The following is a 20,642-nucleotide window of genomic DNA, read 5'->3' on the forward strand; positions in this document are numbered from 1 at the left end:
AAGTCCGCATCCAGGGGGATGCGAACTTTCCTATTAACCAATTATAAACTTAAATTATGAGAACACAAATATACGAATAGCAGATTTAATTGCAACTTATTTTTGCATTTTTTTGCATGTTCTCGTTACCTATCGACTTCTCCAAGCACAATATCTATTGAACCTAGGATAGCAATTAAATCGGCTATCAAAACTCCTTTACCCAATTCGGGTAATACAGATAGGTTGTTAAAGCTAGGTCCTCTTGCTTTAACTCGCCGTGGAATATCCGTCTTTTCCTGCGTTACGAAGTAGAATCCAAGTTCACCTTTGGGATTCTCGGATCGAATATAATAATCCTGTTCTTTTAAATTTACTTTTTTGGGAACCAAAGCCCGTGGGTCGAAATCTAGCGTACGTGCGAAATCTGTGGTGAGACGCGATAAACATTGTTCTATGATTCGTACTGATTCATAGATCTCGTCTACACGTACTTTATAGCGATCCCACGAATCTCCCAGTGTTCCCATCTCCCCTTTACCTACAGGAATATCGAACTCAATTTCAGGGTAAACTGAGTACCCATCTATGCGTCGCAGATCCCATTTGATTCCCGAAGCACGAAGCATAGGTCCTGAGCAGCCATAATTAATTGCCACGTCAGCGGGTAAAATGCCAATATTGGCTGTTCGAGAGATAAATATTTGATTAGTTGAAAGTAATTCATCTAACTCGGTCAATTTAGGCTTAAAGTAACTGAGGAATTCCTTACATCTATCTTCAAAACCTACTGGTAGATCGTAAAACAAACCACCGATCCAGATATAATTGTAAAGCATGCGCGAACCGGACGCCCATTCCAACATATTCATAATATGTTCTCTATCTCTAAAACACCACATAAAAGGTGTAAATGCACCTATGTCAATACCATACGTACCAATTGCAATAAGATGCGATGCTATCCGGTTTAGTTCACAGACCAATACTCGGATATATTCAACACGTTTGGGTATTTTGTGTTCAATACCCAACATGCGTTCAACCCCCATCACAAAAGAATGACTATTATTCATCGACGCTAAATAATCCAGACGATCCGTAAAAGGAATGGTCTTGGTATAATTCATGGATTCTGCATGCTTGTCAAAACAGCGGTGAAGATAACCGAGATGCGGGATAATCTCTTTGACAATCTCTCCGTCAGTAATCAATTCTAACCTTAATACACCGTGTGTAGAAGGGTGTTGTGGTCCCATATTAATGACCATCTCATGCGATCGCACGTTCGCAATCTTTTCTTTATATCGTTCGTATGCCGACTGATAGCGGTTTAAATTCATAATTTACTTAATTGCTATACCGTGATAACTTTCGGGATCCTCATAATCTTTGCGCAGCGGATAGCCCTTCCAATCGTCTGGTAACAGAATACGTCTCAAATCAGGATGACCACTGAAATACACTCCCATAAGGTCAAAAGCTTCCCGTTCGTGCCAGTCCGCTGTTTTCCAAACCATACGCACAGATGGGATTTCCGGCAAATTTTCCACTGTTCTATCATTGGCAATGAAAACTTTAAGCGTTAGTTGTTTTTGATATGGAATAGATGTTAAATGATAAACCACCGCAAACTTGGCTTCCGGATGATAGTCTACTGCAGTAATATTAGCTAAGAAATCAAAATAATATGTTGGGTTATCACGTAACCAACTACATATATTTACAAGACTAGTGGGATGAATTATTAAAGCTTTCTGAAGCCCATCCAATTGCATGTCAACAATGCTTTCAGCTCCGAATTGAGCCACTATTTCAGTTCTAATTTGTTCTATCATGAGGCTACGGTGCAAGTCGATTGATGACCCATTTTTCATTTTCCAATGTATACTGAATACGATCATGAAGCCTAGAGATTCTTCCCTGCCAGAACTCAAATTTAATTGGATTAACTCTATATCCACCCCAAAAATCAGGTCTCGGAACCTCCTCATTATCTTTAAAGTCGGTCGTAAAACGTTCCACTTTTTCATCCAAAAAGTTTCTATCTGGAATTACCGCACTTTGAGGAGAAGACCAAGCACCTATACGACTACCGCGAGGTCGGGAAATAAAATATTCGTCGGAATCTGAGGGGGATAACTTGTCTACATATCCCTCTATACGAACCTGTCGTTGTAATTCGGGCCAGAAAAACAAGACACTGGCCCGATTACAGTAAGCCAAATCGTTTCCCTTTTGACTTTGGTAATTTGTAAAGAAACTCAATCCATTCTGTTGCAAGTCCTTTAACAGCACGATCCGAGATGACGGAAACTTATTTTCCGAAATAGTAGAAAGTACCATTGCGTTTGGTTCCAGTACCCTAGCATCCATAGCTTGACTAAACCAAATTTTAAATTGAGCCAGCGGGTCAGACTGTACCTCGGCCTCAGAAAGAACTCCTTTAGTATAATCTTCTCTAATCGCAGCGATATCTTTGTGTTTTATTGCCATTATAAACTTAGTTTGATGACAAAGCAAACTTACTAAAACCTCCCTTAAACAACGTTATTTTTATGCTATTTAAGCTTTTTTTTACTAAAAAAATGTATATTTCACCAATAGCGCAGACTATTTATTTTTTTATTGGATTTAAAAATAACTTTATCTAAGTTTAATACTATCTAAAGAGACGAAACATGTTTAGCGAAAACACACCTACACAAGGAAGCTTACTGCTATCCGAACCGTTTATGCAAGATCATAATTTTGAAAGATCGGTAGTGATGATATGCGAGTACAATGAAGATGGCACCGTAGCACTCATCCTCAATCACCGTTCTCACCTCCTACTTTCCGATGTTGTGAAAGAAATAGAAAACGAAAAATTTCCCATATATATTGGCGGTCCTGTAGAAAGTAATGCGTTATTTTTCTTACATCGCGCATACGACAAATTGATAAGCGGCACACCTATTTGCGAGAGTGTTTATTGGGGCGGAGATTTTGAGAATCTTATTTTACTTATTAACGAAGGTATTATCGGGCCTCATGAAGTTAAATTTTTCTTGGGCTATTCAGGATGGGCACCGGAACAATTAGATCACGAAATCGAACAAAATAACTGGGCAGTACACCAGGCTTTCGATCCTGCCCTGACTTTCCTTACAGATGGTGAGGACTTATGGAAACAGGCTATAATTAGTCTTGGCCCAAAATATGCGCACGTTGCAAATTTCCCTAAAAGTCCAGATTTAAATTAATACGATTTATTTATTTTGGATCATGTACAAAAGTTGTGGAGGGGATAAAAAATAATTAGATATTTGTGCTTTGATATTTATACAGATGCACGATTCGTTTAACGCATTAATGCCCTTAATTATTCCCGAAGGAGTTTCCGATTATTTTGAGATGACCCACTATTCCAAAGAAGAAAAAAGACTGGATATCTTTTTGGAAGAACTTAACAGCACACCTGAAGAATATCAGGGACAAAAATTGGTTTCCAAGGGATTTTTCGAACCTATTACTCTTCAAGATTTTCCGATCCGTGGCATGCAGGTCTATCTTCATGTCAAGCGCCGCAGATGGCTCAATCAGGATAGCGACAAAGTCGTTTACAGAAATTGGGAGTTAGTAGCAAAAGGAACACGTATCACACAGGATTTCGCGGCTTTTTTAAAAGGAATCAGCGGACAGTCAGGCACATAGCATCCAGACCATCAGTTCATTCTATGGGATATCGGCCAGTAAATTAAGGAGGTACTACCGCAATAAACTGAGCGGGTTCCAGGATTGGGAGCATCGCGAAAATGCAAGGGATGGATTGATCTTCCCACAAAATGTCAGCGGCCATCTTTCCATTGACGAAACCTGTCTATCCCATGGTGAGCTCTATACCGTGGTCACCAACAAAGAAGCACACGGTAAAAAAGGGACCATTGTGGCCATACTGAACGGCACAAAATCAGAGAATATTATCCCCGTCATTCAAAAGATCCCGCAGAGATTGCGCAATAAAGTTCAGGAGATAACCCTTGATCTAGCGGGCAATATGGGACTGATAGCCAAAAAATGCTTTCCCAATGCCGTTCAGGTAATAGACCGTTTCCATGTCCAGCAACTGGCTACCGAAGCGCTCCAGGAAATAAGGATAAAACATCGATGGCAAGCCATTGATGATGAGAACCAAGCAATTGATCAAGCACGAAAGAAGAAGGAAGCCTATTTTCCGGAAGTCCTATCCAACAGTGACACCATTAAACAGTTACTTGCAAGAAGCCGATATCTACTCTACAAGAGTGAGCACAAATGGACTATCGAGCAAAAAGACAGGGCAAGAGTATTGTTTGAGCGATATCCGGATGTTGAAAAGGCGTACAGGCTATCACAGGAACTCTCTTGGATCTTCAACACAACCATTGATAAGATCTACGCCTTTACCAGGCTGGCCAAATGGGCGGATAAGGTTGAGCAGGCTGGATTCAAGTCTTTCAATACCGTCTCCAGAACCATAAATATCCATCACAAAAAAATATTGAACTACTTCGACAACAAGAGTACAAATGCTTCAGCCGAGTCTTTCAATGCAAAAATAAAAGCTTTCAGAAGTCAGTTTAGAGGTGTAGGTGATATCAATTTCTTCCTATTCAGATTGAACAAATTATTTTTTATCCCCTCCACAGGTTTTGAAACTGATCCAGGTTTTGAAACTGATCCTTTATTTTCTAACCCCAGATATCTTTGACAATAAAAAAGCGAAACATTTCTGCTTCGCTATTTGGGTAAGTAATGGGGCTCGAACCCACGACCCTCGGTACCACAAACCGATGCTCTAACCAACTGAGCTATACCTACCGTGTTTTGATGCTACAAAAGTAGTATAAAACACCATTCACTCCAAATCTTTTTTAACAAAAAAATCCCCATTGTAAATTAACACAATGAGGATTAAGCAATTATTTTTAAAACGAGGTTAGATCATCTCTACGCTTCTTTTTACAAAAGAAGTTAAATCAGCGCCTGTCAACAATCCACGTGACAATAAGGCCAAATCAAAAGCTTGTTTAGCTAGTTTTTCGCCCTCTTCTGCATCGCTTTCTACGATACGTTTTACCAAAGGATGATTGCCATTTACAGTTACTTTATAATTATCAGGAAGCGTACCATAAAATCCCATACCTCCACCAGTTTTAGCCATATCCTTCATTCTACGCATGAATTCATCAATAGTGACGGATACCGGAAGTTCATCGGCATGAAGTGCATCTACTTCGACTTTCATATCCGCACGGCCTATGGATTTTTCAAACACATCTGCAGCTTTTTTGCTTTCCTCCTCGGATAAAGTTAGCTCTACTTTCTCATCTTTCTGAATCAATTTATCAATAACATCTGAATCCACCCGCTTTAGCTGCACTTTCTCTCCTCCTTTTTGCTCTAGATAAGCAGCAAAATGTGTATCTAATGGCCCATCGAGTACCAATACTTCATATCCTTTAGATTTCGCCGTGGAAATAAAGCCATCCTGTTGCGCAACATCTGAGGTATATAAGTATACAATATTACCATCTTTATCCACCTGAATATCTCTCACTTTCTCGTAATATTCTTTAATGGTAAAGCTTTCGTTATTCGTATTTCTCACCAAACAGAATTCGTTGGTCTTCTCCGCAAACTTATCATCACTTAACATACCGTACTTAATAAATAGTCCGATATCATTCCACTTCTCTTCAAAACCTTTGCGATCCGATTTGAAGATTTCTTGCAATTTGTCTGCTACCTTTTTAGTAATATAGCTATTGATTTTCTTCACATTACTATCCGCTTGTAAGAAAGAACGCGAAACGTTCAATGGAATGTCCGGAGAATCAATAACACCGTGCAGTAACATTAAAAATTCAGGTACAATGTCCTTTACCTCATCAGTAATGAACACCTGGCGAGAATACAATTTAATCTTATTACGCTGTACCTCCAATTCATTTTTAATTTTAGGAAAATAAAGAATACCTGTAAGATTGAATGGGTAATCTACGTTCAAATGAATCCAAAATAATGGTTCATCCATCGAATAGGGATACAACTCACGGTAAAAAGCCAAGTAATCTTCATCTTTCAATTCCGAGGGAGCTTTCGTCCATGCAGGGTTTGTATTATTGATAATATTAGCAACTTCTACCGATTTATATTTCGGTTTGCCTTCTTCATCTTCGCCGTCAGGCTCCGACGTTGATTTCGTACCAAAATGGATTGGCACTGGTAAGAATTTAGCATATTTATCTAAAATCTCTTGTAGACGATGTTGATTTAAAAATTCAACTGAGTCATCGTTGATATGAAGAATCACGTCGGTACCACGAGTAGTCCGTGTACCCTCTGAGATTTCATAGGATGTACTGCCATCACAGATCCAGCGTGCCGGTGTAGCACCTTCTTGGTAAGAGAGGGATTGAATCTCTACCTTATCAGCAACCATGAACGCCGAATAAAAACCCAATCCAAAACGACCAATAATTTCATTGGCATCATTAGCCTCTTTAAATTTTTCCATAAATTCAGTTGCACCCGAGAAAGCAATCTGATTGATGTACTTTTTGATCTCCTCGGCCGTCATACCTATCCCGTTATCCGAAATAGTAATCGTTTTGGCCGCTTCATCAAATTTTACATCTACAATCAAATCACCAACTTCACCAGCGAACTGACCTAACGAGGATAAACGTTTGATTTTTTGAGATGCATCAACAGCATTAGAGACCAATTCACGTAAAAAGATCTCGTTGTCTGAGTATAAGAATTTTTTAATTACCGGAAAGATATTCTCGGTATGAATCGAGATTGTACCTTGTTCTTGCATATTATATATGTTAATTTTTTGCTTTTAATCAATAACCGTATATCAAGGAATATTCCAAAACAAAATTTAAGACAGGATGACAGTTTCATTGCCAGAAAGTAAAAAAATGGCAGTCATTTCGGTAAAAATATATGAGATAAAATTTCTTAACTTAAAAAGTCTACTAAATTTGTAGCGTATTCAGAATTGCGTTACCAACCGAGTGCGTACACCGCGGTGGTAAAATAATACGGGTCGTCAGCCAAAATGAACGTTTCATCGCGACTATTTATAAAGCCCCTTGAGTTTCTGGATAGATGTATGATTTAATTTTTAAATTGTATGCCAACACCAGTTCAATTCTATCAACATCTCGTAGAGAAATTTAAAAGTCAACTCCTATACGATTAGAGGAAAATGTATTAACGCAGGTGGATTAATGTACATGCTCCAGCGCATAAAGCGCAAACGTGCCTAACCAATGACTGCCCATATAATCATCTTGGGCCGAAAGATTAGGTAACGAAAACGCTATATGCGTATTTGCGACACTATTCAAATGGTTCAATTCTGGTAATGCCTTGGTTATACCATATAGGCATGCGGCTCTGCTGTAATTCAAACCATCTAGATGAACAAGTTTCCCATCTGTGCGATCCTTCACGACCGCGGGTGTCACAGAGAACGATTCGTCGAACAAAGAAGGCAAAAACTTCTTTAGCCAAGTGGCGTATTCCTGTTTATCCATAATTTTGGCCATTAGGTAAGCTTCTTCGAAACAAGGAGATAAAAAATCGTAACCACTGGGTTCGTACGTTAAATTGCAGTTCTCGTCGGTTAAAAATAAACGTCTTGCATGTAATATGATGCTATCTTCGAACTCCTTGTCTCCCACAGTACGTGCATAATCCAGGGAAAGGGATAACCCGAAAGCAGAATTATCATGTTGACCTGCTCGAATCGGATAAATCAGTTTGGGTAGATATATCTTATATGCTGCTACGAGGTGATCTACTAACGGTTGAAGAGTTGTCTTCCACCTCCTGGCATCTTGGTCATCCCAAGTGGCGAGGGCTTCTTGTACCTTAAAGAGCCAAGCCCAACCGTATGTTCGTTCAAAATTACCATTGTTTATATCTTCAAAAAATGCTAGTTCAATGGCAGCATTTTGCACGGTAATATGTGTATTTAAAAGCTGTCTTACTTCGTTGTCTTCATCGATGTTAGGGTACTTTTTCATCAAATTAATAATAGACCAATAACCGTGAACCGAAGAATGCCAGTCAAAACATCCGTAAAAAATCGGACGCAGTTGCTTTGGAGTTTTCAGGTCTTTATCCGATCCGAGTACCTGTCCTAATTTATTTGGGTATTCTATGTCGAGGCAATGCACAGGTAAAGAAAAAATATGTTTGGCCTGTTTTTCAGACAAACTCATCGACAGTTGTGTTGATTCTTCCGTAATTTTAGACGCATTATCACTACAATTCGTCAGGAAAAACATCGCGAAGGTCATGAATGAGGTAATTAAAATCAATTTCATTAAATAATAATTTTAAACGGTGGTAAAGTATCTCAGATTGCCCATTGATCAGCTATTCGTTACTTATTTTTGACGAGTAACTCTTGGCGTTCTTCGGTAAATTTAATATTAGTAGGAAAGATAAGAAGATTTCTGATTTTTTCCATTAATAACATCGAGATAACAAATGTTTTTCTACTTTTGCATCTCATAAAAACAAATCGACTAAACACAAATGAATAACCGACCAAAGGGAGTTCATTCATACCATTCAAAAACAAACGAATAAAAACAAACGAAAATGAATAAGGGACTTGTTGCTCTAGCTTTCGGTGGATTAGCTATAGGTATGACGGAATTCACGATGATGGGCATATTGCCCGATATCGCCAAAGATGTAAATATAGACATTCCTTCCGCTAGTAATTTAATAGGCCTATATGCATTGGGTGTAGTAGTAGGTGCGCCCACCCTAGTGGCAGCCACTTCAAAATACTCACCCAAGGCAGTCCTTCTATTTTTGATGTTATTGTTTTTTGTATTCAATGCTATTTTCACCATTGCACCAAACGAATGGAGTCTTTTTATCTCCAGATTTGTAGCTGGACTCCCCCATGGAGCATTTTTTGGAATAGGATCTGTTGTGGCGGCTAAATTAGCAAAACCTGGAAAAGAAGCACAGGCGATTTCGATGATGTTTACAGGGATGACTATTGCAAATCTTGCTGGAGTACCCTTGGGAACATATATTGGCCATCATTATTCGTGGCGTATTACGTATGCAATTATCAGCACTTTAGGATTGATTACGTTCTTAGCAATTTATTTTTGGATGCCTAAGCTTCCTCCCGATAAACAAAATAACGTAGTACATCAAATAGGGTATTTTAAACGCTGGGACGCTTGGTTGATAGTGGCTGTCATAGCTATAGGAACGGGGGGATTATTCGCTTGGATTAGTTATATTTCAAAATTAGTAACCTCAGTTTCAGGATTGCATCCCGATGAAGTTTCTTCGGTAATGATACTGGTTGGATGCGGTATGTTTGTTGGAAACATTATTGGAGGAAAACTAGCTGACAGCATGCTTCCAACCAAAGCCGCTGTTATTTGCTTCTCCGCAATGGCTATATGTCTCGTAGTTGTATTCTTTACAGCACATATTAAAGGGTTAGCATATCCTATGGCATTCATTACCGGTATGATTGCATTCACAATTGGTTCGCCCCTACAATTGATGCTCATTAATAATGCACAAGGTTCAGAAACTTTTGCTGCTGCGGGAGGGCAGGCGGCCTTCAATGTAGGAAATTCACTAGGCGCATATTTTGGCGCCATACCTATCGCCTACGGCTACGGCTATAACTACCCTTCTGCTATCGGCATCCTAATGGCTTCTATAGGTGCTATTCTGGCATATATCTTCCTTATAAAATATGCGATCCCAAACCACAAGCGAAAAGAAGCCGCCAATCGAAAAGAAATAGAACCACTTTCCGATATCTTAGCGGAGTAGGCACGTCCGAAACCCTAATGCTGCCAATCTATTTTACGTATTTATTCTATCTCGTCGCTAGGTTTTCAGTCGAGAGAGAATTTAACAAAACTTTCATGATCCATTGAATCACCAACAGGCATGAAAGTTCTTGATGGCCTTTGAGAAATAAACACTTTCAAAAAAAAGCCCTCCAATTGATGGAAGGCTTTTTTGCGGAGAGGGCGGGATTCGAACCCGCGGTACCGTTAAGTACACACGCTTTCCAAGCGTGCTCGATCGACCACTCTGACACCTCTCCGATTGCGTCTGCAAATATATACATTTCGGCTGTCATCTAAAACATCTTTTTTCTATTGTCGTTCCCTAGTACTCTGCTTAATTGATACTATCGACAACAACTCCCTGTATATTACCGCTATTATTTATTATCAATTTCAGACATTCAAGTATATGCCTGTATTAATATATATTATTTTTTACGTTTTATACTAAACTCTTAATTCTGTACAAAATTCCATAAAAAAAGCCGATCGAAATGATCAGCTCCCTATATCTGTATTATTTACAGAATTAATCTTTATCCAAGTTCAATCCTTGTTTGTAAATAGCCTTTTTAACTTGCGTACGACGAGTTACAGATTTCTTCTCGTATGCTTGACGTGAACGTAGTTCGCGTAAAACCCCCGTTTTCTCAAATTTCTTTTTGAAACGTTTTAACGCTCTGTCTAAAGATTCTCCTTCCTTTACATTTACGATGATCATGCTGCTTATATACCTCCTTTCGTAGCCCTTTAATTTGTGAGCCACAAAGGTAGAATTAAAATTTAAAATTAAAAAATGAAAACAAAAAATTATAACAACTTATGATAATCAATTAAATATGCCAAAGATTCCTTTTTTGTACACAATGCAGTTTGCAATCCACAAACTTGTGCAGTTTCCAGATGCTGCGGACTATCGTCGATAAAAAGGGTCTCTCCAGGTATCAAACCATTCTCTTCAAGTACCTCTGCAAAAATGTCTGGATTAGGTTTGCGTTTACCCATCAAATGGGAATAATACGTCTTCTCGAAAAAAGGGCTGTTATCCGCTACACCATATGTTGTCCTGATATGATTCATACACCAATCATAATGCAATTCGTTATTGTTACTTAAGAGAAACGTACGATATTTGGCTCGTAACGCTAATAATATCTCATGCGTTCCTTTAGGTACACCAATGAGTAGTGAATTCCATGCATCATCAATTTGTTGATCGGTCAACCCGGGTTTACCGACTTTATTTCTTATGCCTGTTCTAAACTGCTGAACACTGATTTCTCCCTTATCAAAAGTATCAAAAAGTGAATCTTGGCCCCGATGACCAAAAAAATCATCTACATTTTTGATTCCCAATGAAATAAAGGCTTTACGCACCCGATCAAAATCAATCATAAAGATTACATTACCATAATCGAGTATAATATTTTTTATTTTTTGCATCTAAAAATTTTGTTTTCTCGTTACAAATATCGATAATTGCATCGTCAAAAGGGAACAACGTTTCAAATTTGATGCAATACAATACCTGCGCCTATAGCTCAGTCGGTTAGAGTAGAAGACTCATAATCTTTTGGTCCCTGGTTCGAGCCCAGGTGGGCGCACAAATAAGAGCCCCTAAACTATATCTTGTAGTTTAGGGGTTCTTTCTTATTATATCTTATGATTTTTTTGCTTTAATTCCTTGCACGTATAGTACATAAAATTCATCATGGAAAGTTAGCACTGTGTATACTTCGCATGTAAGATGCGCTGAATCACACACCACTCCTGATATTCCGCTTCATTCCATACCGTACGAAATTTATTCAGTAGCTCAAATGAATATTTGCGCAGTGCCTCCACATCGCTGGCGAGTAATTCAATACTCGGATACCCATAATTCAGTTCTTGTCCTTGAATAGTATGCTGTGTCTCCATAATATAAATATAAAGTAATCAAATTTAATAAGTTATAAACAGACTAACATTCAATCCTGATTAAATAATTATTAAATTTATCCTATTCGGATCTAAAAACTTCACATTATGATTCAAAATCGCTAGACAAATTAATTCAAGCATTTATGTAGTAAAGTGATCCCGTAGTCAAAAACTTTATCCCCCTATATTCGTTGTTAGGTGTATATAAGCTCATCATGATAAAATATATACTTTGCTACTTTTTTTTGCTTGGCTTTCAACAGAGTCTAGCACAACCAAATCTCGACGCTTTACGGAAGGCCTACCCTCTCGCCTCAACTGATAAAGAGGTCTGTAAAAAACAACTTGCCACTCTACAAACAATAGAAAATCTTACAAACATTGAATTAGCGTATTCGGGCGCATACCACGCCGTATGGGCAAAACATGCCGAATCTCCATTGGCTAGACTGAATTCTTTTAAGAAAGGAAAGGACGAGCTAGAACGCGCTATTGCTAAAGACAACGCAAATATTGAAATTCGATTCCTACGTTTAACTATTCAATATCATGCGCCCAAGATTGTCCGGTATAAGATCAATATTGACGATGACTTGCAAGTCGTGCTCGCCCAATATGATCAGATCTCATCCAAAATCATAAAAGACAATATTAAAGACTTTTTATCTCAAACGAATCTTCTATCGAGCCAACAACGACAAAAATTTAAATAGTCTATGAGATAGTTTTAACCATCAATTAATTCACATGATCAATAAATTCCATCCAATTGGAGTCGGGATGATACTCAACAATAGGAACCGCGTCATTATAGTCCGAAAGATCTGACAACAACTTCTTGATATCCATTTCCATATGTTTAAAGCTGTTTTCAAATAAGTCTCGACGAAATCCTTTTTCCACCATAACATCTACATATTGTAAGCATACTAGGCGAGCGATCACCTTACCCAGTACGACCATCTGTCTTTGTACCAGCGTGTTCTGCAATGAAAAATTGAGATGCATTTTTAATCGAGGAGCTACACGATGCATGTTTTCAGTTTGAGACAAAAATTTATAGAAGTTTTCTTCCTTCTGCCTCTTCATCTGCTTAATAATGATTTCGGATATTTGCGTATAAAGCATTTCATTGGAGCCCTCAAAAATCTGGAAAGGTCTGCTATCTACGATACCTCGGCCGGCAATATGATCAATTTTATAACCACTAGAACCGGATAATTGGACACATATCTGTGCGGATTCTTGCATAAGATCCGTTACAAGTGCTTTCATACTGTTTGCTTCTAGCCCTTTTGAGGACAGATCGTGCACTATTCCACTCATGGACGCACTATGTGCACACATTCCTGAACACAATGTATAAGATGATTGTATACGTGATAACTGAAATTGTACAGAGTCTAGTTCTATTAGCTTTTGTACTCCAACCTTTCGGATAATGCAATGCGATAACGCCTCGTCCAACATCCGTTGGATAAAGCCCATACCCATCCCCGGAAATTGTAAACGACTACGGTGTAAAATATCAAGCATCATTTTAATACCTGTACTTGGCGGTTGCAGCTTTTGGTTAGCAGGTACAGTTAGATCTATTGTATTTAATCCATAGGGAATCATATATAGCCCAAGGTTGTTAAAGTAATGTTCGACCTTGACCTGTTGTTCTATTTTGCTATTGTCTGTGACAAAGAATTCAATATCACGAGCAAGTTCTCCGCCTGTTAATTGCTTTCGTGCAGCAATTAACCAGAAATCTGCCATTCCTGTAAGTCCTTGCCAATGTTTCTGCCCTTTAAGTTCATAGTCACCGTTATCCATCGTGGTAAAATTCGTACGCATATTCAATGCATCGCTACCAAAATCAGGCTCTGTTATCATTAAACCTCCCATGGATCCCTTTTCAATAAATCGCTTAAATATACCGGCTTGTATGTCGGGTGAACCGTATTTTGCCAATGGTTCTAAAAAAAGTGCAATATTTATCCCGAATGTCAGGGAAAGCGACAGCGATTCATAAGAAGCAGCAGATAAAAGCCCCAGGCATTCCTTCACGATAGCTCCCCTCCCATTGAATGCTTCAGGAATTGCGACAGATAGCGGCTTTAATTCCATAATATCCTTCCACACCTCAGTCGGCAAACCTCTCTCAATACTCAACTCGTTTATATTAGATTCATGATGAAATAACTCCACTAAACGTTGCTTAAATCGACTGATAAAATCCTCATATCTTTCGCTCATAACTATAATTTTTCGTTTTTAAATAACACGTTTTTAAATTTATAAAAAATCTAGTCAATAATTTGGTGAAAGTTATAAAAGACGAAATATTACGTCGAAATGAAGCATATCAAATGGTCTGAAGAAAAAAAGCTAACAGCCGCCTTCAAAGAAACATTACTTTTCAGATAAATCGACATAAAAGCACTGCGAAATTTTATCTTTCGCCCATTCATAAGCTATCCTACTGCGAATACCATTGGGACATATGAAAACAATTTTTCGAGATTCATTGCCAAAATAATTTTTCCAATAATATGGGAGATCATAAACCGAAATATGGAGATCACCCAACTTATTTTCCTCATGTTCGTATTGCTCTTGCACATCTACCAGTACGAATTCCTCTCGTTCTTTCCATTTCGTTAGCGTACGAAAACTAATTTTCCCGTTAAATACCTGAGATTTCGGCAGCATCACGTCCATCTGCAGGTTAATGACCTGCACTTGGTTCGTAAGACTGTCGATAAGCATCATTTTACCAGCGAGGCTATCCCCAATACCCACAATCAGCTTAAACACCTCGTTAACCATCAAACTACCTACGATACCGACCAATGGTGACCATACACCGGTGATAGCACAAGGCTGTTGGTCACTTGGCTCGGGAAAGATGTCCCGATATCTAGCATCTCGTGAAGGGATGAAAACGCATATCTGCCCCTCATAAGCCCCTAATGCACCACTGATTAAAGGAATCTGAATATCCCTGCTGATATCGTCCAATAGATAACGGGTCTCAAAATTATCGCTTCCATCGATCAGGAGGTTGGCATCTTTAACGATTTCACCAAAGTTACTGGAATTGAGTCTTATTTTCTGGGGAAATACGATCTGTTGTTGATATTGCGTATTCAACTTGTTTGCTAGTACCTCTGATTTAAATAACCCCAGATCCTCATACCCAAAACAAGTCTGGCGCGCTAAGTTAGAAATCGACACATAATCATCATCTACGACTGTTATCTTCCCTATACCTCCAGCAGCCAAAAAAGGAATCACCGCATTTCCAAGCCCCCCCGCACCAATTACAACCACATGAGCCGTCTTCAGCTTTTCCTGCCCTACCAAACCGAACTCAGGGAGTGCTATCTGGCGGACAAAACGATTGTTATCTCTACGTAGCATAACACCTTTCCCAATCTTTCCAAACGGCTTCGTAACCTTGCTTTTCAATCACATTAACCATCTCAAATACGCTACGTTCATCCGAAATTTCAAATTGTTCCAGTGCTTGTGGGGCCACTATATAGCCTCCGGGATTTGTTTTAGAACCCGCACTTAAACTTGTAATACCTAACGAAATGATATGATCTCTAAAATAGGGCTCCTCCCGAGTAGAAAGTGAAAGTTCGACCTGTTCATTGAACAATCGATACGCACATATTAATTGAAGAAGTTCCCTATCCTTCATGTAGAATTGCTGTGTTTCTATTGTTCCCTCAACAGCATCTTTCATTGAAATAGGCCGCAAGCGTGGAAAAGATAATGAATACTTTGTTTTCCAGTAGCGCTGTTCAAGATACTGCAAATGTAAACCCGTAAAAAAAGCATCTGTACGCCAATCTTCTAGCCCGATCAATGTACCTAGACCGATCTTGTGAATTCCTGCCCGGCCAAGACGATCTGGCGTATCCAAGCGGTATTGAAAGTTGGATTTTTTACCCTTGGGGTGGTAATCTCTATACACCTCCTGATGATACGTTTCCTGATATACTAATACTGCATATAGCCCCTCCTTAATTAACCGTTGATAGTCTTCCTGCTCGAGAGGCTGCACCTCCATAGAGATATTTGCAAAATGAGGTTTCAATTGGCGAATCGCCTGTTCCAGAAATTCTACACCTACAATTTTGCTGGCCTCTCCCGTTACCAATAAGACATGCTCATACCCCATGCTTTTAATCACTTCCGCTTCCATATGGATTTCTCCGGGGCTAAGTGTACGACGAGGAATTCCATTATCCATACTAAATGCACAATACGTACAGATATTCTGACATTCATTACTCAGGTAAAGTGGGATGTATAATTGAATCGTCTTTCCAAAACGCTTCTGTGTGATCGCTTGACTTAATGTTGCCATATCCTCTAGGTAATGGGCTGCCGCTGGAGAAACAAGCGCTTTGAAATCTTCCAAAGATCGATCATTTTTGATCAATGCGCTTTCAACATCATGAGCAGTTTTATGGTAAATACTTGATTTTACCGTGTCCCAATTGTGATTTTGAAATAGTTGATGGAACATTTACACCTCCTCATTTCTAAGAAATGCCGTTAGGGGGCTGGACGGTTGTGCAACTGCAGAAACCACTGCAAGCTCAGCCTCGTATGCCTTTCTACCCGCCTCAACAGCTAATTTGAAAGCTTGAGCCATGCCCACAGGATCCGCCGCAACTGCTATAGCTGTATTGACTAATACTGCGTCAGCCCCCAACTCCATGGCGAAGGCCGCGTGAGAAGGGGCGCCCAATCCCGCGTCTACAATAACGGGCACTCGACTTTGCTCAATAATAATAGCTAAAAACTCTTTTGTCAACAGCCCCTTATTACTTCCAATAGGTGCTCCTAAAGGCATCACGGCCGCAACGCCTACTTCCTCAAGTCTTTTGGATAATACCGGGTCAGCATGTATATAAGGAAGCACTACGAATCCATGCTTAACCAGCTCTTCTGCCGCTTTTAAAGTCTCAATTGGATCAGGCATCAGATACTTCGGATCGGGATGAATTTCTAATTTTACCCAATTAGTCTCCAAGACCTCTCGTCCTATTTGTGCTGCAAAAATCGCCTCCTTAGCGTCACGCGCTCCGGATGTATTAGGCAATAATGCGGCTTGCGGTTTTGGAATATGCTGCAGCAAATTATCTGAATGATCGGCTAAGTCTACCCGTTTGAGTGCTACCGTCACCAATTCACTCCCCGATGCTTCTATCGATTGCTGCATCGATTGAAGACTGCCAAATTTCCCTGTTCCAAGGAAAAGTCTGGATTGAAATATTTTATCTGCTATGTGCAACATCATTATGTGCTTTAAATTGTGAAAGAATCTGCTTCATTTGCACTACCTGTGCAAAGTTCGCATTTAGAAGTTCTGTAGAGAGTGCCACGCCATGCACACCCGTAGATTGAAGTGATAACAGGTCCGCCGTCTTAATACCGCCGACCGCAATAATAGGAATGTTCGCATATCCCAATTGGCTCGAGATAGTATGATAGCCAGCCGAACCTAAAATTGGACTGAGACGCTCTTTTGTTGAGGTATAGGCATAGGGTCCTAAACCGATATAATCACAACCCTTAGAAATGCGTTGCTGTAGATCTGCAATTGTATTTGCCGTTCCGCCGATAATTGCCACCTTCCCTAACTGTAACCGAGCAGTAGATATATCAATATCCTGCAATCCCAAGTGTACGCCGTCTGCATTTACATACTCGGCCACCGATACCCAATCATTTATGATACATTTAGCGCCGTACTGAATGCATAAACGTTTTACCTGTTCGGCCAAAATCCAAACGGCTTTTTCTTCTTGGTTCTTAAAACGTAATTGTATCCATTTAACACCTACATCGAGCGCATGATGAATAGATGTTATCTGTTGTTCAGCTGTATCTCCTTGTGATATAAACTGTAATCGTTCTATATTCCTTTCCATAGTTTCCTAATTCTTAAGAATGTGGCATGTATGTTCTCTACTTGCCACAATCCCGACATCAATGCTATTCCATCAAAGGATTGAACAATTTCTGGAAATTGTATTATGCGTTCCAGATTAATTCCTCCTAAGCCAATTTTTCGGATGCTATCTGAGCTGTTTTCAAATTTCATACGTTCGGATGCAGCCATCGCTGTATAACCTGATTTGCTCATGCTATTAAATAGCGGACTTACCAGTATCATTTCGTATCTGTCATTTAAGGTTTTCATGGCCGAATAACAATGTATAGCCGTTGAGAACCTATAATCATCTATTTCCTCTTTTTCAAAATACAATCCTTCTTCGCTACGCTGCTTTTCTTTAACGTGGTATCTTTTGAATCCCGTTTCATGGCGCCACTGCGCTGCGACAAGTGGTAGGATTAAGCGATTATGAAAATGCGGAGGGATATGTTCATACACGTATAGGATTTCTTCCCGAGTCGTCTCCCGACGGAAATAAAGATCATCTAAACCAGATTCGAAGAGGGTCAAGAGTACTTCATGTTCGTTGTTGAGCAGATGATCCGGAAGAATGGCAATTATAGATCCCATACACGCCTTTTATCCATAAATTTCGCTTCCCTGTTCTTTAAACGCTGAAGCCTTTTCGAACATACCTTCATCCGCCGCATCACGAATTTCCTGCGTAATTTTCATGGAGCAGAACTGAGGTCCGCACATAGAGCAAAAGTGCGCTATCTTAGCCCCCTCGGCAGGTAGCGTTTCATCATGATAAGCACGGGCCGTATCAGGATCTAGTGCCAAATTAAACTGGTCTTCCCATCTAAATTCAAATCGTGCTTTGCTTAAAGCATTATCTCTATACTGTGCTCCCGGATGTCCTTTTGCAAGATCTGCCGCATGTGCCGCTAATTTATAGGTAATCACACCGTCTTTAACATCATCTTTATTCGGTAATCCCAAATGTTCTTTTGGAGTCACATAGCACAACATAGCTGTTCCAAACCAACCGATCATTGCTGCACCTATTGCGGAAGTGATATGGTCATAACCAGGTGCTATATCCGTAGTCAGCGGTCCCAATGTATAGAAAGGGGCTTCTTGACAATCCTTCAACTGCTTCTCCATATTTTCCTTGATAAGATGCATCGGAACATGTCCTGGCCCTTCTACCATCACCTGTATATCGTGTTTCCAGGCAATTTTGGTCAATTCACCCAACGTTTCCAATTCTGCAAACTGTGCAGCATCATTCGCATCGGCGATGCTCCCTGGGCGTAACCCATCTCCCAACGAAAATGCCACATCGTAGGCTTTCATAATTTCACAGATCTCCTCAAAATGAGTGTACAAAAAATTCTCCTTATGGTGTGCCAAACACCATTTAGCCATGATACTGCCTCCTCTAGAAACGATTCCGGTTACGCGTCTCACAGTTAATGGAATATAACGCAACAAGACACCCGCGTGAATCGTGAAATAGGATACTCCTTGTTCGGCCTGCTCGATAAGTGTATCCTTAAAAATTTCCCATGTTAGATCTTCTGCCTTGCCGTTTACTTTTTCCAGTGCCTGATAGATCGGAACGGTACCAATTGGAACTGGAGAATTGCGAAGAATCCATTCCCGCGTCTCATGAATATTCTGTCCAGTAGAAAGATCCATTATAGTATCAGCTCCCCAGCGACAAGCCCATACAGCCTTTTCAACTTCCTCCTCGATACTTGATGTAACTGCACTATTTCCGATGTTTGCATTCACTTTAACCAAAAAATTTCGTCCTATGACCATAGGTTCGCTTTCTGGATGATTTATATTATTCGGTAAAATTGCCCGTCCCGAAGCGATTTCATCCCGTACAAATTCCGGCGTTATCAAGCCCTTTGGCATATTTGCTCCAAAGCTTTCTCCTGCATGTTGGGCCAACAAGTCTTTATCGTTCACCAGCTCAATACGCTGATTTTCGCGGATAGCGACATATTCCATTTCTGGAGTTACAATCCCTCGCTTAGCATAATGTAATTGCGTTACATTCTTTCCACTTTTTGCCCTAAGGGGGGAGTGTTGTATTGGAAACCGAATAGCGTTGAGTTGCGTGTTTACTAATCGTTCCCGTCCATAAGTCGAACTGATCTGTGATAACTGTTCTACATCTTCCCGATTCGCTATCCAATCTGTACGAATTCGTGCGATGCCTTCGTAAATATTTATAGTAGCATGATCATCGGTATAAACACCGCTTGTATCGTATACGGTGACAGGGGTGTTAAGGGAAACTTTGCCATTACTCAGTTTAGTTTCGGAAAGAACGATCTCACGCATACCGACCCGAATAGCTGGTGTACTTCCTTCGACATAAATTTTACGCGATCCAGAGATAGATCCCGTTGTCAACGCGCTTGATTGGGGTAGTTTTTCTTTTTTCTTAGCCATCTTCTATCCTCCCTGAGCTGCTTTAATTAATAAAATACGATCATTTTTCTGCAGCTTATAGCTGGCATGTTGAGACCTCGGAATGAGGTTGTCATTAACTGCAACACCTATCCCTTGGATAGCATCGCCTAATAGTGACTGCAGTAGTTCTGTGAGATAGAATGTGCTGTCTACTTCGTGAATTTGGTTGTTTACACTTACTTTCATTTCCTAAATTTAAATTGTAATCTTCAGAAATGAACTTGAATGGAGAAGGTATGTATGGGTCTCGAAAACAACCCTTAGTCAGTACAATTATATCAAAAATTAGAATTTGATACACCTATCTTTTCCCTTCGCCGGTACTAACCGGATCAAGTTCTAAGGGTATTATCTCAGCACTAAGGCACCCCTAAAGATTTTTGGCAATTTCAGGCTTTTATTTTGAAATTCAAAATTTTATTTAAACTTTCCCAATCTTTGCAGAAAAACCC

General features: G+C 39.7%; 21 protein-coding genes, 3 tRNA genes and 1 riboswitch. Of the genes, 6 read left to right on the forward strand and 18 right to left on the reverse strand.

Annotated features, from left to right (window positions below; genetic code table 11):
• Nucleotides 1–125 precede the first annotated feature (125 nt).
• Genes FAZ19_RS12555 through pdxH form a run of 3 tightly spaced genes read right to left on the reverse strand, consistent with a single transcriptional unit; the run spans nucleotide 126 to nucleotide 2,475 of the window.
• A complete protein-coding gene (locus FAZ19_RS12555) occupies nucleotides 126–1,322 on the reverse strand; it encodes an NADH-quinone oxidoreductase subunit D (RefSeq protein ID WP_136821060.1) in 1,197 nt (398 codons plus the stop codon).
• 3 nt (nucleotides 1,323–1,325) lie between these two features.
• A complete protein-coding gene (locus tag FAZ19_RS12560) occupies nucleotides 1,326–1,883 on the reverse strand; it encodes an NADH-quinone oxidoreductase subunit C (protein ID WP_244927456.1) in 558 nt (185 codons plus the stop codon).
• Nucleotides 1,822–2,475, reverse strand: a complete 654-nt coding sequence (pdxH, locus tag FAZ19_RS12565) for a pyridoxamine 5'-phosphate oxidase (RefSeq protein ID WP_136821061.1) — start codon at nucleotides 2,473–2,475, stop codon at nucleotides 1,822–1,824. Before pdxH ends, FAZ19_RS12560 begins: the two co-directional genes overlap by 62 nt.
• A gap of 185 nt (nucleotides 2,476–2,660) precedes the next feature.
• On the opposite strand from pdxH, the gene FAZ19_RS12570 reads away from it, so the two are divergent.
• The 3 genes from FAZ19_RS12570 to FAZ19_RS12580 all read left to right on the forward strand — a co-directional run bounded on the left by FAZ19_RS12570 (nucleotide 2,661) and on the right by FAZ19_RS12580 (nucleotide 4,711).
• Nucleotides 2,661–3,224, forward strand: coding sequence for a YqgE/AlgH family protein (locus FAZ19_RS12570; protein WP_136821062.1), 564 nt, complete (start codon nucleotides 2,661–2,663; stop codon nucleotides 3,222–3,224).
• 85 nt (nucleotides 3,225–3,309) lie between these two features.
• Nucleotides 3,310–3,675 (forward strand): ISAon1 family transposase N-terminal region protein, encoded by a 366-nt coding sequence (locus tag FAZ19_RS12575; protein ID WP_136821063.1) that lies wholly within the window; start codon nucleotides 3,310–3,312, stop codon nucleotides 3,673–3,675.
• A 28-nt stretch (nucleotides 3,676–3,703) separates the two neighbouring features.
• Nucleotides 3,704–4,711, forward strand: coding sequence for an ISAon1 family transposase (locus FAZ19_RS12580; RefSeq protein WP_449441397.1), 1,008 nt, complete (start codon nucleotides 3,704–3,706; stop codon nucleotides 4,709–4,711).
• Between the two features lie 36 nt (nucleotides 4,712–4,747).
• On the opposite strand, the gene FAZ19_RS12585 is transcribed toward FAZ19_RS12580, so the two are convergent.
• The 3 genes from FAZ19_RS12585 to FAZ19_RS12595 all read right to left on the reverse strand — a co-directional run bounded on the left by FAZ19_RS12585 (nucleotide 4,748) and on the right by FAZ19_RS12595 (nucleotide 8,348).
• Nucleotides 4,748–4,821, reverse strand: a tRNA-His gene (locus tag FAZ19_RS12585).
• A 118-nt stretch (nucleotides 4,822–4,939) separates the two neighbouring features.
• The gene (gene htpG, locus FAZ19_RS12590) at nucleotides 4,940–6,826 is read right to left on the reverse strand and encodes a molecular chaperone HtpG (RefSeq protein ID WP_136821064.1); all 1,887 of its coding nucleotides are present in this window, start codon (nucleotides 6,824–6,826) and stop codon (nucleotides 4,940–4,942) included.
• A gap of 415 nt (nucleotides 6,827–7,241) precedes the next feature.
• Complete coding sequence (locus FAZ19_RS12595; protein ID WP_136821065.1) at nucleotides 7,242–8,348, reverse strand: DUF2891 domain-containing protein; 1,107 nt, start codon at nucleotides 8,346–8,348, stop codon at nucleotides 7,242–7,244.
• A 280-nt stretch (nucleotides 8,349–8,628) separates the two neighbouring features.
• Between FAZ19_RS12595 and FAZ19_RS12600 the strand changes: the two genes are divergently transcribed.
• Nucleotides 8,629–9,843: an MFS transporter gene (locus FAZ19_RS12600; protein WP_136821066.1), complete on the forward strand. Its 1,215-nt coding sequence runs from the start codon at nucleotides 8,629–8,631 to the stop codon at nucleotides 9,841–9,843.
• A gap of 195 nt (nucleotides 9,844–10,038) precedes the next feature.
• On the opposite strand, the gene FAZ19_RS12605 is transcribed toward FAZ19_RS12600, so the two are convergent.
• The 3 genes from FAZ19_RS12605 to FAZ19_RS12615 all read right to left on the reverse strand — a co-directional run bounded on the left by FAZ19_RS12605 (nucleotide 10,039) and on the right by FAZ19_RS12615 (nucleotide 11,309).
• Nucleotides 10,039–10,123, reverse strand: a tRNA-Ser gene (locus FAZ19_RS12605).
• Between the two features lie 272 nt (nucleotides 10,124–10,395).
• Nucleotides 10,396–10,587 carry a 30S ribosomal protein S21 gene (gene rpsU, locus FAZ19_RS12610; RefSeq protein ID WP_136821218.1) on the reverse strand — a complete coding sequence of 64 codons (192 nt, stop codon included), beginning with the start codon at nucleotides 10,585–10,587 and terminating at the stop codon, nucleotides 10,396–10,398.
• Nucleotides 10,588–10,676: 89 nt separating this feature from the next.
• Entirely contained in the window at nucleotides 10,677–11,309 is a 633-nt protein-coding gene (locus FAZ19_RS12615; protein WP_136821067.1) for an HAD family hydrolase, read from the reverse strand.
• Between the two features lie 87 nt (nucleotides 11,310–11,396).
• On the opposite strand from FAZ19_RS12615, the gene FAZ19_RS12620 reads away from it, so the two are divergent.
• Nucleotides 11,397–11,470, forward strand: a tRNA-Ile gene (locus FAZ19_RS12620).
• A 115-nt stretch (nucleotides 11,471–11,585) separates the two neighbouring features.
• Here FAZ19_RS12620 and FAZ19_RS12625 read toward each other — a convergent pair.
• Complete coding sequence (locus tag FAZ19_RS12625; RefSeq protein ID WP_136821068.1) at nucleotides 11,586–11,786, reverse strand: hypothetical protein; 201 nt, start codon at nucleotides 11,784–11,786, stop codon at nucleotides 11,586–11,588.
• 218 nt (nucleotides 11,787–12,004) lie between these two features.
• On the opposite strand from FAZ19_RS12625, the gene FAZ19_RS12630 reads away from it, so the two are divergent.
• The gene (locus FAZ19_RS12630) at nucleotides 12,005–12,502 is read left to right on the forward strand and encodes a hypothetical protein (protein WP_136821069.1); all 498 of its coding nucleotides are present in this window, start codon (nucleotides 12,005–12,007) and stop codon (nucleotides 12,500–12,502) included.
• A gap of 25 nt (nucleotides 12,503–12,527) precedes the next feature.
• Here FAZ19_RS12630 and FAZ19_RS12635 read toward each other — a convergent pair whose 3' ends face one another.
• The 8 genes from FAZ19_RS12635 to thiS form a co-directional block, all read right to left on the reverse strand.
• Nucleotides 12,528–14,033 (reverse strand): acyl-CoA dehydrogenase, encoded by a 1,506-nt coding sequence (locus FAZ19_RS12635; protein WP_136821070.1) that lies wholly within the window; start codon nucleotides 14,031–14,033, stop codon nucleotides 12,528–12,530.
• Nucleotides 14,034–14,189: 156 nt separating this feature from the next.
• Entirely contained in the window at nucleotides 14,190–15,200 is a 1,011-nt protein-coding gene (locus FAZ19_RS12640; RefSeq protein WP_136821071.1) for a HesA/MoeB/ThiF family protein, read from the reverse strand.
• The gene (thiH, locus tag FAZ19_RS12645) at nucleotides 15,190–16,320 is read right to left on the reverse strand and encodes a 2-iminoacetate synthase ThiH (protein ID WP_136821072.1); all 1,131 of its coding nucleotides are present in this window, start codon (nucleotides 16,318–16,320) and stop codon (nucleotides 15,190–15,192) included. Before thiH ends, FAZ19_RS12640 begins: the two co-directional genes overlap by 11 nt.
• Complete coding sequence (locus tag FAZ19_RS12650; protein WP_136821219.1) at nucleotides 16,321–17,094, reverse strand: thiazole synthase; 774 nt, start codon at nucleotides 17,092–17,094, stop codon at nucleotides 16,321–16,323.
• Nucleotides 17,075–17,731, reverse strand: a complete 657-nt coding sequence (locus FAZ19_RS12655; RefSeq protein ID WP_136821073.1) for a thiamine phosphate synthase — start codon at nucleotides 17,729–17,731, stop codon at nucleotides 17,075–17,077. Before FAZ19_RS12655 ends, FAZ19_RS12650 begins: the two co-directional genes overlap by 20 nt.
• Entirely contained in the window at nucleotides 17,716–18,327 is a 612-nt protein-coding gene (locus tag FAZ19_RS12660; protein WP_136821074.1) for a beta/alpha barrel domain-containing protein, read from the reverse strand. The genes FAZ19_RS12655 and FAZ19_RS12660 overlap by 16 nt, the downstream gene beginning before the upstream one ends.
• Nucleotides 18,328–18,336: 9 nt before the next feature.
• Nucleotides 18,337–20,169 (reverse strand): phosphomethylpyrimidine synthase ThiC, encoded by a 1,833-nt coding sequence (gene thiC / locus FAZ19_RS12665; RefSeq protein WP_136821075.1) that lies wholly within the window; start codon nucleotides 20,167–20,169, stop codon nucleotides 18,337–18,339.
• A gap of 3 nt (nucleotides 20,170–20,172) precedes the next feature.
• On the reverse strand, nucleotides 20,173–20,376 hold the full coding sequence (thiS, locus tag FAZ19_RS12670; protein WP_136821076.1) for a sulfur carrier protein ThiS: 204 nt from the start codon (nucleotides 20,374–20,376) through the stop codon (nucleotides 20,173–20,175).
• A 106-nt stretch (nucleotides 20,377–20,482) separates the two neighbouring features.
• Nucleotides 20,483–20,572: riboswitch (TPP riboswitch) on the reverse strand.
• Nucleotides 20,573–20,642 lie beyond the last annotated feature (70 nt).

Source organism: Sphingobacterium alkalisoli, assembly GCF_005049105.1.
Lineage (GTDB): Bacteria > Bacteroidota > Bacteroidia > Sphingobacteriales > Sphingobacteriaceae > Sphingobacterium > Sphingobacterium alkalisoli.